The organism is Alysiella sp., assembly GCF_030525755.1.
GTDB lineage: Bacteria > Pseudomonadota > Gammaproteobacteria > Burkholderiales > Neisseriaceae > Simonsiella.
In genome coordinates this window covers 1-14,318 of sequence record NZ_JAUNEC010000007.1, presented here as the reverse complement: position 1 = coordinate 14,318, position 14,318 = coordinate 1, and the positions used below count along the sequence as shown (strand labels likewise).

Genomic DNA, 14,318 nt, shown 5'->3' with positions numbered 1-14,318 from the left:
TTACTAAAATTAAGGCAACAAGCCAATGTGGTTTAAGCCTGCGTTTTCAGGCAGTCCAAACATGATGTTCAGATTTTGCACCGCTTGACCTGCTGCGCCTTTGACCAAATTGTCTTGTACGCTCATCACAATCCACACATTGCCACCGTATTCAGGGGCTTTTTGTACTCCAATGCGACAAATGTTCGCACCACGCACGCTGCGGGTTTCAGGGGTACTGCCTTCGGGCATTACGTCCACAAATGGGCTGCCTGAATAATGTTGTTCCAGCAAAGATTGTGGCGCAAAACCGTCTTTGATATGCACATATAAAGTGGCGTGCATACCGCGTATCATAGGGCTTAAATGTGGCACAAAAATCAGTTTGTCTGCCACATTTTTTTGTAAGCCAGCAATGGTTTGACGGATTTCAGGCAGGTGGCGATGTCCCGATACGCCGTAGGCTTTAAAATTGTCACTGGCTTCACATAACAGCGTGTGTACCGCTGCCTTGCGTCCAGCACCCGATACGCCTGATTTACAGTCGGCAATTAGAGGAGCGTTTTCTTCAATCGCGCCTGCCTGCAATAAGGGCAAAAGCGGCAGAGAAACACAAGTAGGATAACACCCTGGATTGGCAACCAAACGAGCTTGGGCAATCGCAGCGCGATTGAGTTCAGGTAGCCCATAAACGGCTTCGGATAAGGTATGTTCAGCGGTGAAATTTAAACCATACCATTTTTCCCAAGTGGCAATGTCTTTAAGGCGAAAATCGGCAGACAGGTCAATCACACGCACCCCTTGTGCCAAAAGAGCAGGGGCATCACGCATGGCAACGCCGTGCGGTGTGGCGAAAAAAACCGCATCACAGCGTGATAAATCCGCTTCTTCGGGTGTTTGAAAGTGCAAATCGTACACGCCACGCAAATTGGGAAAATAATCGGCAATGTGTTTGCCTGCTTCGCTGCGACTGGTGATGGTGATCACTTGGGCATATGGGTGTTGAGCGAGTAAGCGCAACAATTCCACGCCTGTGTAACCTGTTGCGCCTACAATGCCGATTTTGAGTGTGTTGGGTTTGCTCATGATGAAACTTTCATATTGTTTGCTGATTAGGAAGAAAAGGCGTTTCAGGCAGTACGCAGCCTGAAGCCCAATGATTGACTGCACCATGACCTGAACCGATACCAATCGGATTGGATATGGCTTGATAAATAAATGATTTGGCGGTTTGCAAGGCGTTTGCCATGTTTTCGCTTTTTGCCAATTCAGCAGCAAGACAGGCGGAAAACGTGCAGCCTGTGCCATGTGTGTGGCGTGTGTCAAAACGCGGGCTGCTTAAAGTCAGTTGTGTGCCATCTGCCAAGAAAACCCAATCATGGCATACCGCGCTTTGAGAGTTTTCACGGTGTCCGCCTTTGATGACCACGTTTTTCACGCCCATTTTTTGCAGTTGTAAGGCTGCCTGAAACGCATCATTGGTGTTGTTCACTTGAATACCTGTTAAAACTTCGGTTTCAGGCAGGTTTGGGGTAATAACATCAGCCATAGGTAAAATCAATTGTTTCAAAGCGGAAACCGCATCATTGTGCAATAAAGGGGCGCCACCTTTGGCAATCATGACGGGGTCAAGCACCAATAAACCGAAACTACAGTTTTGTAACGCGTTTGCCACGCATTCAATTACTTCTGCTGTTCCCAGCATACCGATTTTGAATGCAGTAGGGCGAAAATCTTCGGCAATGGCTTGAATTTGTGTGGCAATGGTGTGAGTGGGAATGGTGTGAATGTCGCATACGCCCAAAGTATTTTGTGCAGTAACGGCGGTGATGACACTCATGCCAAATGTGCCACGCATTTGGAAGGTTTTCAAATCCGCCTGAATGCCTGCGCCACCGCCACTGTCTGAACCTGCAATGGTTAAAACTTGCGCTACCATATTTGTTTTCCTGTTTGTGTGTATTGACAATATTTTGTTTCAGGCAGCTTTGTATATTCGCGCCCCAAATTAGGGGTAAATTGTAACAGTATCTAATTGTTTTATTTTATGGTTACACAGTAAGCTGCCTGAAAATGAAAAAACTTTAAATTGCTGCTGTTCGCGCGATGAGCCACGCTTTTGCTGCACCTTCAACATGATTTTCCAGTTCATGACGTACACGTTTGTGGTAGGTGTTCAACCATTCGCGCTCGTCCATGCTCAACATTTCAGGCAGCACCAAACGCGTATCAATTGGACAGAGCGTTATCGTTTCAAAATACAAAAACGTGCCAAAGGCATTTTCCTGTGGCTGTTCCACTTTTTGATTGACGACCAAATTTTCAATGCGTATGCCCCATTGTCCTGCACGATACAAACCTGGTTCATTGGACGTAAGCATGCCCACTTTCATCGCGTGATGTGGCATTACTGGGGCTTGATGAGCAATGCGTTGTGGACCTTCATGCACATTCAAAAAATAGCCCACGCCGTGTCCTGTGCCGTGTCCGTAATCGCATTGTGCTTGCCACAGGGGTTTACGGCAAATTGTGTCCAATAAGGGAGACGCGATGTTTTCAGGGAAAACAGCGGTTGCCAGCGCGATGTGTGCTTTTAAAACCAGCGTGAAATCACGCTTTTGTGCTGTTGTGGTGGTGCCAATCGGTATCACGCGCGTGATGTCGGTTGTGCCGTTGAAATACTGTGCGCCCGAGTCAATCAACAGTAAACCATTGCCCTCAATGACACTACACGTTTCGGGTTCAGCGCGATAATGTGGCATCGCACCATTGGCATTGAAACCTGCAATGGTGTCAAAGCTGGCGGAAACAAAATGTGGCTGTGTGCTGCGGTGTTGGTACAACATTGTGTCAATATCGCATTCGGTAATGCGTTCGTGCTGCGCCAATTTGTGTTCCAAGTCGGCAAAAAAACCACACAATGCCACGCCATCTTGCAACATGGCTTGGCGAATGTGGGCGATGTCTTGCGGTGTTTTTTGCCCTTTAAACAGGGTGCTGGGCAGGATTTTGTCCACAATTTGCACGTTTTCAGGCAGCCTTTGCAGTAAACTCATGGCGGTTTTGTTTGCTTCCAACAGCAGGCTGCCTGAAAGTTGTGCCAGCGCATCGCCTGCGGCTTCATAAGGCTGAACCGCAATTTCAGCCGCATTTAAGGCTGCCTGAACTTCGGTGGACAATTTGTTTTTGTCCACAAACAACACTGCTGTGTGTGCATCAATCAATAAATGTGCCAAGAAAACAGGATTGAATACTACATCGTTGCCACGCAAATTAGTCAGCCAAGCGATGTCGTCCAAAGCTGAAATAAAATGTTGTTGTACGCCGTGTTCTCGCATTGCATCACGAACACGTGCCAGTTTTTCTGCTGCGCTGTGGCTGACAAATTCGGCGGCATGGCAGTAAATCGGTGCAACAGGTAAGGCAGGGCGGTCTGTCCACAAGGCACCAGCCAAATCATATTGCATATTCAACACCATATTTTTGGCAGCAAATTGATGGCACAACTGATTGTGTTCCGCCAACGATAAGGTGTCTGCTGCCACACCCACGCAGCTGTTTTCAGGCAACTTTTCCAGCAACCAATCTATGTGGTTGCGTCCCAAGCCCAATTTTTCCAACACAATCTCGCTGCCTGAAAGTTGCTGTTCGGCTTGTTCCCAATAGCGGCTGTCCGCCCATAAAGCGGCGGCATTTTGGGTAACGACTACTGTACCAACCGACCCTGTAAAACCCGAAAACCATGCACGAGTTTGCCAATGTTCGGGCAAGTATTCAGAAAGATGAGGGTCTGCGCTGGGAATCAGCCAAGCGTCCAAGTGATGTTCACGCATTTTTGTGCGTAATGCAGCAAGTTTTTCGTTTCGGGTCATGGGGTTTCCTTTATATTTGGGTTTTTAAAAATGGTTTGATGTTTTCAGGCAGCCTGAATGTTTGACACAAGCATGATAAAATCACAGTCTTTATTGTATCCTGTTTTCATTATGGCACACTACGCAATCGGAGATTTACAAGGTTGTTTTGACGAACTTTCTGCTTTATTGGCGCAAATTGGCTTCAATCATGGCAGCGACACACTTTGGTTGGTTGGCGACATCGTTAATCGTGGACCACAATCTTTGGCGTGTTTGCAGTTTGTCATGCAACACGAAAGCAGCGTGCAAATGGTATTGGGCAACCACGATTTGCATTTGCTTGCTGTGCTTTATGGTTTTGGCAAACAAAAAAAACAAGACACGCTGTCGGAAATTGTGCTGCACCCCGATATGCCCCAAATGCGCGATTGGTTGCGCGTGCAGCCTTTGATGTGTCATACCGAACAACATGTTTTAGTACATGCAGGTTTGTTGCCTGAATGGACGGTGGCGCAAGCACAAGACTTGGCAGATGAAGTGGCTGCTGTGCTTTCGGGCAGCCGTCCGCAAGATTATTTCGCACAAATGTATGGCAATAAACCTGATAAATGGTCGCCCAAATTAAAGGGTGCAGACCGTTTGCGTTTTGCCACCAATGTGTTCACGCGTATGCGGACTTTGTTTGCTGATAACAGTATGGATTTTGACTACAAAGCCACGCTTGGACAAATGCCACCTGCTTTACATGCTTGGTTTGACAGCGAAAATCGCCAAAATTTAAGTCACATGATTGTGTTTGGACACTGGTCGGCATTGGGTTTTGTGCAGCGCAATCATGTTTTGGCATTGGATACAGGCGCGTTGTGGGGTGGTGAGTTAACTGCAGTTAATTTGGATACGGGTGAACGTTTCAGGCAGCCTTCGTTTCAGAAAAAACAAGGGTTTGTGGATTAGTTTGCAGATGATTGACAAGTGCATCAAGCTACTGATGTTGCTTCTGTGTTTCAAACGGAACAATCCGTGCCAATTACAGTACACGACAATTTTTACAAACACCTAATTGCCTGAAAATCAGTTTTACAAAGGAGAAAATCGTGGCACAACAACACCTGAATTTGCACATTCAAGGCATGACATGCCAAGCCTGTGCCAGTCGTATAGAAAAAGTATTGAACAAAAAAGACTTTGTGCAACAAGCCAGTGTGAATTTTGCGGCAGAAACCGCACATATCGTGTTTGATAACAGCCAAACTACACCAGCACAGTTGCTGGACATCATTGCGAAAACGGGTTTTCAGGCAGCCTTAATGGACAATGGGCTGCCTGAAAATCTATTGGTAAACTCATCTTGGCAAACCCATTGGCGAACTTGTCTGTTGTTGGTGTTGGTGATGCCATTTATGTTGGGCATGGTCGGTATGCTTTGGGGTTCGCATGCTTTGATGCCACCTATTTGGTTTCAAGCAGTTTTGGCAAGCGTGGTGCAACTGTGTCTGGCTGTACCGTTTTACCGCAGCGCGTGGGCAAGTGTGCGTGGTGGCTTGGCGAATATGGACGTGCTGGTGTGTATTGGCACCACGACAATTTATGGGTATTCCATGTTGATGGCGTGGTTGGGGCAAACGAATCAGGTTTATTTTGAAGCAGGCGTGATGGTCATTGCCTTTGTGTCTCTGGGCAAGTATTGGGAAGACAGAACAAAGCGTGGCAGCCTGAACAGTTTGGCATTGATGATGCGTTTAACGCCAAAACAAGTACTCGTATGGCGTGATGAACAATGGCAAACGGTGGCATTAGATAAAGTGCAAATCGGTGACACTTTGCGTTGTGTGGCAGGTGGACGCATTGCTGCAGATGGCACAGTTTTGAGTGGCGAAGCATGGGCAGATGAAAGCCATTTGACGGGTGAAAGTTTGCCTGTACACAAAAGTGCAGGCAGCAAGGTTTTGGCAGGTTCGCTGCTTTCAGGTAGCTTGGATTACTGTGCTGATGCTTTGGGGCAGCACACGCTTTTGGGTGATACGATGACTGCTTTGGCGCAAGCACAAGAGGGTAAAGCCCCGATTGCGCGTTTGGCAGATAAAGTGGCGTCGGTGTTTGTGCCTGTGGTATTGGGTATTGCCTGCATCACTTTTGGGACAACATATTGGTTTTCAGGCAGCCTGAATACTGCTTTATTGCATGCGGTATCGGTTCTGGTTGTGGCATGTCCCTGTGCTTTGGGTTTGGCAACACCTGCGGCGATGATGGCAGGTATGGGCGTGGCGGTGCGACATGGCGTACGTTTTAAAAATGCAGCTGCTTTGGAGCGAACAGGCAGTATTGACACGCTGGTGTTTGACAAAACAGGTACGCTTACACAAGGTAAACCCAGCGTAGCAGACATTTGGTTTGCACCTGATGTGCAGCCTGATGTGCTATTTCAGGCAGCTTTGGCGGTGTCCACCCATTCTCAACATCCACTTTCACACACATTGGCAACAGAATTAAAACAACGTCAAGTATCGCTGTTGCAAGCGCACAATGTGCAACATGACACAGGTGCAGGCTTAATGGCACAAGTGGATAACATTGGTAACGTGCGCATGGGCAAACCCGAATATTGCGGTTTCAGGCTGCCTGAAAACTGGGGCGGAGTGTGGCACAATGCCAGCATTGTGGCACTTTCTGTCAATGACAAAGTTGCAGGCGCGTTTGCTCTATTGGACACACTCAAAAGCGACAGTCAAGCTGCGATTGCGCGTTTACAAGCAAGCGGTTTGCAAATTCATTTGCTGAGTGGCGACCGTGTGGCTGTTGTGGCACACATTGCCAAACAACTGGGCATACCTGCATCGTACGCCTTGGCGGAACAAACACCTCGCCAAAAAAATGCTTGGATTGTACAACAGCAAGAAAGTGGCGCAAAAGTTGCCATGATTGGCGATGGGATTAATGATGTGGCAGCTTTGGCAAGTGCCGATGTCGGTTTTGCGGTAAAAGGCAGCAGTGATGCCGCTGAACACAGCGCAGACGTGATTTTATTGCAACCTTCCCTACATCAACTGGCAGAGGGCATCTTCATTGCCCAAGCCACTTTGCGTGTCATCAAACAAAATCTGTTTTTCGCCTTTTTTTACAATATATTGGGCATACCGCTTGCGGCTTTTGGTTTGCTTACGCCCATGTTAGCAGGCGCAATGATGGCTTTGAGTTCCCTATCGGTTTTGGGCAATGCTTTGCGTTTGCGCCGATATTTGGCTGCCTGAAAATCAGACAATACAAAGGATTTATGAATATGAAAATCGTCATTGCTCCCGATTCATTCAAAGAAAGTTTAAGCGCATTGGCTGTTGCCGAGGCGATTGAAACAGGCTTGCGGCGCGTGTTACCCGATGCCCACATTGTCAAAATCCCGATGGCAGATGGGGGCGAAGGCACGGTTCAATCGCTGATTGACGCAACGCAAGGCACATTGCACACCACCGAAGTATCCGACCCTTTGGGCAAGCGTGTGGCAGCGTTTTTTGGCGTGTCGGGCGACCAACACACCGCGATTGTAGAAATGGCAGCCGCTTCGGGTTTGCATTGGGTGGATTTGGATAAACGCAATCCATTGAAAACCAGCAGTTATGGCACAGGCGAATTGATACAAGCCGCACTCAATTTGGGTGTGAAACACATCATCTTGGGCATAGGCGGCAGCGCAACCAATGACGGTGGCGCAGGTATGTTGCAAGCGCTTGGCGCACAATTTTTCAATTATCACAATCAGTTAATTACAGAAAAAATCTCGGGTGGCATTTTAGACCAAATTGCGCGTGTGGACTTTTCCATTATCCATCAAAAATTTAAAGGTATTTCAGTAGAAGTGGCTTGTGATGTGAACAACCCTTTATGTGGTGAACGCGGTGCTTCCGCTATTTTCGCACCACAAAAAGGCGCAACGCCCGACATGGTCGCCATTTTGGATAAAAATTTGCAACACTATGCCCACATCATTCAACAAAATTTAAATACAGACATCGCCACACCAGCAGGTTCAGGTGCGGCGGGCGGTATGGGGGGCGGTTTGCTGACTTTGCCCCATGTGCAACTGAAATCGGGCGTGCAAATCGTGCTGGACACCGTGTGTTTAGCCGAACACATTGCCGATGCCGATTTCGTGATAACAGGCGAAGGACGCATGGACGCACAATCCATCGCAGGCAAAACCCCGATTGGCGTAGCGCGTACCGCCAAACAATTTGGCAAACCCGTGATTGCGATTGTGGGCAGTTTGCGCACCGATTATGAAGTTGTGTATCAACATGGCATAGACGCGGTGTTTCCGATTATCCGCCAACTGGACACGCTGCCTGAAACGCTCGCCAATGCGCGTGAAAACCTGATTTCTACCGCGCAAAATGTGGCAAAATTGATGACATTGGCGTGAATTTTTGATGTAGAGCAGGTGCGGGTGCAAACCAAAAAAACATCAATTATTTCAAATATTGTGGATAAAATACCCCACACAATGATTCAATACATGAAGGAGCAAAAAAAATGGTCAGCGTATCGGCTTTGGGTGCGATTGTCGCTTTGGTGGTGGCAATCGGTTTGATTTTACGCAAAACACCACCTGTTTACGGCATGATTGTGGGTGCATTGCTGGGTGGATTGGTCGGTGGTGCGGATTTGGTACAAACCGTCTCGCTGATGATTAAAGGCGCACAGGGCATTACAACGGCGGTCATGCGGATTTTGGCGGCTGGTGTGTTGGCAGGTGTGTTGATTGAGTCGGGTGCAGCAAACACCATTGCCGAAACCATCGTCAAAAAACTGGGCGAAACACGTGCGCTACTGGCATTGGCAATCGCCACAATGGTTTTGACCATGGTGGGCGTGTTCATTGATGTGGCGGTGATTACCGTTTCGCCGATTGCTTTGGCTTTGGCAAAACGCGCCAATTTATCCAAAGCAGCGATTTTGTTGGCGATGATAGGCGGTGGCAAAGCAGGCAATTTGATGTCGCCCAACCCCAATGCGATTGCGGCTGCGGACGCATTTCAAGTGCCACTTACGTCTGTGATGTTGGCTGGTGTGATTCCTGCGGTGTTTGGTTTGACGCTGACGTATTTTTTGGCGAAGCGTTTGCGTTCGGGTGGCTTGATTGACAACAGCGAAGTGGTGGCACACGACACACAGAATTTGCCATCTTTTTGGGCGGCGATGTCTGCACCTTTAACGGCAATCGCTTTACTGGCATTGCGTCCGATGGCAAACATGACAATAGACCCTTTAATTGCCTTACCTGTGGGCGGCTTGGTGGGCGCATTGTTGATGGGGCGATTGGCACACATCAATCAATACGCGGTTTCAGGTTTAAACAAAATGGCTTCGGTGGCGATTATGCTGTTGGGAACGGGGGCTTTGGCAGGCATTATCGCCAATTCGCAACTGAAAGACGTGCTGATTAACGCACTGACGGCTTCGGGTTTACCAGCGTATTTGCTTGCACCTGTGTCTGGGATACTGATGTCTTTGGCGACCGCTTCCACAACAGCAGGGACGGCAGTTGCGTCCAGCGTGTTCAGCAGTACATTGCTGGAATTGGGCGTAAGCAGTTTGGCGGCAGCAGCGATGATACACGCAGGGGCAACGGTTGCCGACCACATGCCGCACGGTTCGTTTTTCCATGCCACAGGCGGCAGCGTGAACATGGACATGAAAGCGCGTTTGAAGTTAATTCCCTACGAAAGCGCGATTGGCTTAATCATGACGGTGGTCTCCACGCTGATTTATGGCGTATTCAGATGATGTGATTTTCTGACAGATGTGGAGACAAAAGTCATTAATCAAATTAAGTAACTTTAATGTCCTCTCCCTATTGAGAGAGAGCTGGGGATAAGGTATGCCACTCCACAAGTCCTCACTCCAACGCTTTCTCTCAAGGAGAAACGGTGAAGTTTGTGGTACATTTAAAAGATACTTATTCCGAGTTCATGTTTGGGAACTGTGAATGTGGTGTGTAAAGGTTTGCACCGCAAATTGTTTTTTGTCACCAAGCGTTTCGTGTTAATTTGCAGGGTGTGTGCCATAAGCACACACATACTTTGTTCTATATGCCAAAACGTGCGTGTGGTTTGCACCACCAGCCCTACGCCAATGTACCGTTTGTGCCATGTCTCAAAGAGTTGTAAGTGCTTGCTTGAACATAATTATTTAAGTAATTATTTTCATTATGTTTTCAATTTTTGTATCTGAATTTGCGTTCAAATCATACCACCTTGCCCACCCCATGATGTACTGGGTGTACATGGTTCTTCTCGCTGTGGCTTTGTCTTAGAACCTGTATTCACAATCTCAATAGCTTGTTTTATCGCCACTTCATGCGCCTACTGCGTTGGTTTTTCACGCCAATATGTTCAATATGGGTATGGAAAGCCGCCTTGTATTGGCAAGAATTGACCATAAAATCAAGCCATCAATCTTGTGAATACAGGTTCTTAATTTTAATTTGAAACGATTATACAATAGCGTTTTTCTTTTTCAGGCAGCCTGAAACCATGCAAGATTTATTTGACACCACCCCAACCGCTCCACTTGCCGAACGCCTGCGTCCGCAAACTTTGGACGAAATCATCGGGCAAGAACATTTAATCGGCGCGGGTAAACCTTTGCGCGTGGCATTGGAAAGTGGTGTGCCGCATTCTATGTTGTTGTGGGGCAGCCCTGGCATTGGCAAAACCACGCTGGCGCGGATTTTGGCGCAGGGTTTTCAGGCGCAGTTCTTGCCGATTTCTGCGGTGTTTTCGGGTGTGAAAGACATACGCGAGGCGATTGTGCAGGCGCAAATGGCTTGGCAGCGTGGGCAGCGCACAATCTTGTTTGTGGACGAGGTGCATCGTTTCAATAAAGCGCAGCAAGATGCGTTTTTGCCACACGTTGAAAGCGGTTTGCTCACGTTTATCGGTGCAACCACCGAAAATCCGTCTTTTGAAGTCAATCCCGCGCTGTTGAGTCGTGCTCAAGTTTATGTATTGCGACCGCTTCAGGTAGCCCAGTTACAACAGCTTGCTGATAAAGTTTTCAGGCAGCCTGAATATGCGGATTTATCGTGGGACGATGTAGCGCGTGATGCGGTGTTTCAGGCGACAGATGGCGATGCGCGGCGTTTGTTGAACATCATGGAACGGCTACTGAATGCGGCAAAAGTGCAGGGCATTACGCGGATAAGCAGCGATTTTGTCGTGCAGAGTTTGGGGGAACAGTTGCGCCGTTTTGACAAAGGCGGTGAGCAGTTTTACAACCAAATTTCCGCTTTGCACAAATCGGTGCGCGGTTCGCACCCCAATGCGGCTTTGTATTGGTTGTGCCGAATGTTGGACGGAGGTGCAGACCCGCGTTATTTGGCGCGACGGATTGTGCGTATGGCGTGGGAAGACATTGGACTGGCTGACCCACGTGCGCTGACGATTGCCAATGATGCGGCACAAACGTTTGAGCGTTTGGGTAGTCCTGAAGGGGAACTGGCTTTGGCGCAGGCGGTGTTGTATTTGGCAGCGGCGGCGAAGTCCAATGCGGGTTATAAGGCGTACAATCAAATGCGAGCGTTTGTGCGTGAACACGGCAGTGATGCGGTGCCAGTGCATTTGTGCAATGCGCCGACCAAGTTGATGAAGGAATTGGGTTATGGGCGTGAATACCGTTATGCGCACGATGAACCGCACGCTTATGCAGCTGGCGAGACGTATATGCCCGATGGTGTGGACGAGCCTGATTTTTACCAGCCTGTGCCACGTGGTTTGGAGTTAAAAATCGGTGAGAAATTGGCTTGGTTAAGGGAATTGGACGGGGAGGCGGAGTGAATGTTTTTGGGGGTGTGTCAGGCTGCCTGAAAATCCCGATTGCAGAAAAAAGTCGCGTATCGGTAGCGTAAATCAGGTAAAATCTGCCTTTTATTTGACATTGCCCATGCTTTTATTCACTGTGGATAAAGGTTTCAGGCAGCCTGATTTGCTCATGTCTCCTTATTCTTTGATTACCATTCTTGCCGATGGTCGCACACATCATGTTACCGAGTTGGCAAACGCAGTTGGTTTACCCACACATCGTTTGAACGCGCTGTGGCAACAAACGCCGCCACACATTCGTGGTTTATTGCGTCAACGAGATGGTATGTGGCATTTGGTTCGTCCTTTGGCATGGCTGCCTGAAACCTACCATCATGCGCATTTTCAGGCAACTGTTTTGCCACATACTTCGTCCAGTAACGATGAATTATTGACCCAAATTCGTAATGGTGGCGACATTCATCAATCGCTTGTGATTGCTTTGAGTCAAAGTCAAGGGCGCGGGAGACAAGGACGAATATGGGAAAACCGCTGTGGCGAATGTTTGATGTTCAGCTTGGGTTGGACGTTTGAGCAAGAGCAAGCGCAACTGGGTGCTTTGGCAGCTGTGGTGGCTTTGGCATGCCAGCAAGCCTTGGTGGAGTTGGGGTGTGCGGCACAAATTAAATGGCCCAATGATTTGGTGTGTGGTTTGAGCAAATTGGGCGGTATTTTAATTGAAACCGTACGCCAAGATGGACAAACTCATGTGGTCATTGGCATAGGCATCAATTTTGTTTTACCCAAAACGGTGGACAAGGCCGCTTCGTTTCAGGCAGCCGTAAAACAAAAAATTTCGGCACAACGTTTGATGGACACACTGCTAAATCATTTGTACACAACCTTAAATGCTTTTGCCACGCAAGGTTTTACACCGTTTCAGGCAGCCTATCAAATGGCACACCGCGACCACAATCAAGAAATTGTGTTGTTGCGTGATGGAAAAATCGTTGGGGCAGGGCAGGTTTGTGGTATTGCTGATGATGGGGCATTGTTGTTGCAAACAGAAAATGGTGGTATTGAAAAAGTGTTCAGCGGTGAAACCAGTTTGCGTTTACCTGAACAATTGGCAGCAATGACCGTTAAGCTGCCTGAAAAAACACAACACCATTATTTGTTATTAGATGGTGGCAACAGCCGTTTGAAATGGGCATGGATTGAAAATGGCGAAATCGTACGTACCAACCACGCTCCTTATCGAGATTTGTCGCTTTTGTTGGCAGAATGGCAACAGTATGGCGCAAATGTGGTGCGGATAACGGGGTCTGCGGTATGCAATGAACAGAAAAAAGAACTGGTTGAACAATGTATTGGGCAAAAAATTGAATGGCTCTCTTCTATGCCACGCGCTTTGGGCATGACCAATCATTACCGCAACCCAGTAGAACATGGGGCAGACCGCTGGTTTAATGCTCTAGGCAGTCGCCGTTTCAGCCAAAATGCTTGTGTGGTAGTCAGTTGTGGCACAGCGGTAACGATAGATGCCATTACGGCAGACAAACATTATTTGGGTGGCAGCATCATGCCAGGGTTTCATTTAATGCGTGAATCACTGGCACAAAAAACCGCCAATTTGCAACGTCAAGAAGGTTTGCGTTACCCTTTTCCTACTACAACAGCTAACGCCATTGCCACAGGTATGATGGACGCTGTATGTGGTGCTTTGATGCTCATGCACGCACGTTTACATAATCGGGTACACAATAATACCGTTGATGTGGTTATTACAGGTGGCGGTGCAGCCAAAGTTGCTGCATCATTGCCTGAATATTTCACTTTGAACAACAGCATCAAAATTGTGGACAATCTTGTGATACACGGTTTGCTGGAATGGATTGAGCAAGAAGAAAACATCAAAAATCATGAAAAATAAGGACAAGAAAAAATGAAATGGTTGTTTGCCACATTGGTGGCGTTAAATTTAATTGTTTTTGCTGCCATAATTGGTTTGAAAGTATTGGATAAATACAAACCTGCACAGCAAACCGCAGCTGTATCGCAACAATCTCATCAAGTTCCAGTAGTGGTCAATGTGGGGGGGCAGAGTGCCATTACCAATCCCACTAATGCAAACGGTTCAAATACAGCATCTGCACAGAAAACCCAGATTACCAACCCACGTCCTGCACCCAATAACACCAAATCCAGCGACAATGGCGTGGTACCCAAAAAAATGCCAAGCGAAACCGAATCAGCAAAAGCGCAATACCGTGCGTGTTCTGCGCGTGTGAGTATGCCCGAAGATGACTACCACAGAATCAAAGGCTTATTGGGTAATTTCCCACATGTTGCTACGCGACAAGTGATACAAGGTGGTGGCGATGGCGACAGCCAAACGTCCAGTCGCATGAATATATTATTTATGTCTGCTGATGACCAAGAAGCTGCAGCCATTCAGAACGTAGTAGGGCGTTATGGGCAGTTGAACCGCACACCGTGTAATAAATAACGTGGGTTCGGGATAAAAAATTGAATATGCCATGAAAATAAATGACTTGTCTTGTACTACTGTTTTCAGGCAGCCCGAAGCAATTTATGGTCGTTTCAAATACTCCCTAGGGTGCAACAAGTTGCACCTATGGGGTAGTGCTAGTTTTGTCATGGATATAAACCGACAATTTCGGCAAAAAAC

Annotated in this window: 10 protein-coding genes; 7 read left to right on the top strand and 3 right to left on the bottom strand. The window is 47.7% G+C overall.

All coding sequences use genetic code 11. The features are described from left to right. Nucleotides 1-9: 9 nt before the first annotated feature. The 3 genes from argC to Q4B82_RS02730 form a co-directional block, all read right to left on the bottom strand. Nucleotides 10-1,065, bottom strand: a complete 1,056-nt coding sequence (argC, locus tag Q4B82_RS02740) for an N-acetyl-gamma-glutamyl-phosphate reductase (RefSeq protein ID WP_303064904.1) — start codon at nt 1,063-1,065, stop codon at nt 10-12. Nucleotides 1,066-1,075: 10 nt separating this feature from the next. Further along, nucleotides 1,076-1,918, bottom strand: a complete 843-nt coding sequence (gene thiD / locus Q4B82_RS02735; protein WP_303064903.1) for a bifunctional hydroxymethylpyrimidine kinase/phosphomethylpyrimidine kinase — start codon at nt 1,916-1,918, stop codon at nt 1,076-1,078. Nucleotides 1,919-2,063: 145 nt separating this feature from the next. Further along, nucleotides 2,064-3,851: an aminopeptidase P family protein gene (locus Q4B82_RS02730; protein WP_303064902.1), complete on the bottom strand. Its 1,788-nt coding sequence runs from the start codon at nt 3,849-3,851 to the stop codon at nt 2,064-2,066. A 111-nt stretch (nt 3,852-3,962) separates the two neighbouring features. Here Q4B82_RS02730 and Q4B82_RS02725 point away from each other — a divergent pair, with 111 nt between their 5' ends. From Q4B82_RS02725 to Q4B82_RS02695, 7 genes are all read left to right on the top strand, one after another. Further along, nucleotides 3,963-4,787: a symmetrical bis(5'-nucleosyl)-tetraphosphatase gene (locus Q4B82_RS02725; RefSeq protein ID WP_303064941.1), complete on the top strand. Its 825-nt coding sequence runs from the start codon at nt 3,963-3,965 to the stop codon at nt 4,785-4,787. A gap of 140 nt (nt 4,788-4,927) precedes the next feature. Then, complete coding sequence (locus Q4B82_RS02720; RefSeq protein WP_368501323.1) at nt 4,928-7,081, top strand: heavy metal translocating P-type ATPase; 2,154 nt, start codon at nt 4,928-4,930, stop codon at nt 7,079-7,081. 29 nt (nt 7,082-7,110) lie between these two features. After that, nucleotides 7,111-8,247: a glycerate kinase gene (locus Q4B82_RS02715; RefSeq protein WP_303064901.1), complete on the top strand. Its 1,137-nt coding sequence runs from the start codon at nt 7,111-7,113 to the stop codon at nt 8,245-8,247. 110 nt (nt 8,248-8,357) lie between these two features. Further along, nucleotides 8,358-9,611 carry a GntP family permease gene (locus Q4B82_RS02710; protein ID WP_303064900.1) on the top strand — a complete coding sequence of 418 codons (1,254 nt, stop codon included), beginning with the start codon at nt 8,358-8,360 and terminating at the stop codon, nt 9,609-9,611. 749 nt (nt 9,612-10,360) lie between these two features. Then, on the top strand, nt 10,361-11,662 hold the full coding sequence (locus tag Q4B82_RS02705; RefSeq protein ID WP_303064899.1) for a replication-associated recombination protein A: 1,302 nt from the start codon (nt 10,361-10,363) through the stop codon (nt 11,660-11,662). A gap of 106 nt (nt 11,663-11,768) precedes the next feature. Continuing rightward, on the top strand, nt 11,769-13,559 hold the full coding sequence (locus Q4B82_RS02700) for a biotin--[acetyl-CoA-carboxylase] ligase (protein WP_303064898.1): 1,791 nt from the start codon (nt 11,769-11,771) through the stop codon (nt 13,557-13,559). 12 nt (nt 13,560-13,571) lie between these two features. Beyond that, on the top strand, nt 13,572-14,135 hold the full coding sequence (locus Q4B82_RS02695; RefSeq protein ID WP_303064897.1) for a cell division protein: 564 nt from the start codon (nt 13,572-13,574) through the stop codon (nt 14,133-14,135). The last annotated feature ends 183 nt before the right edge of the window (nt 14,136-14,318 follow it).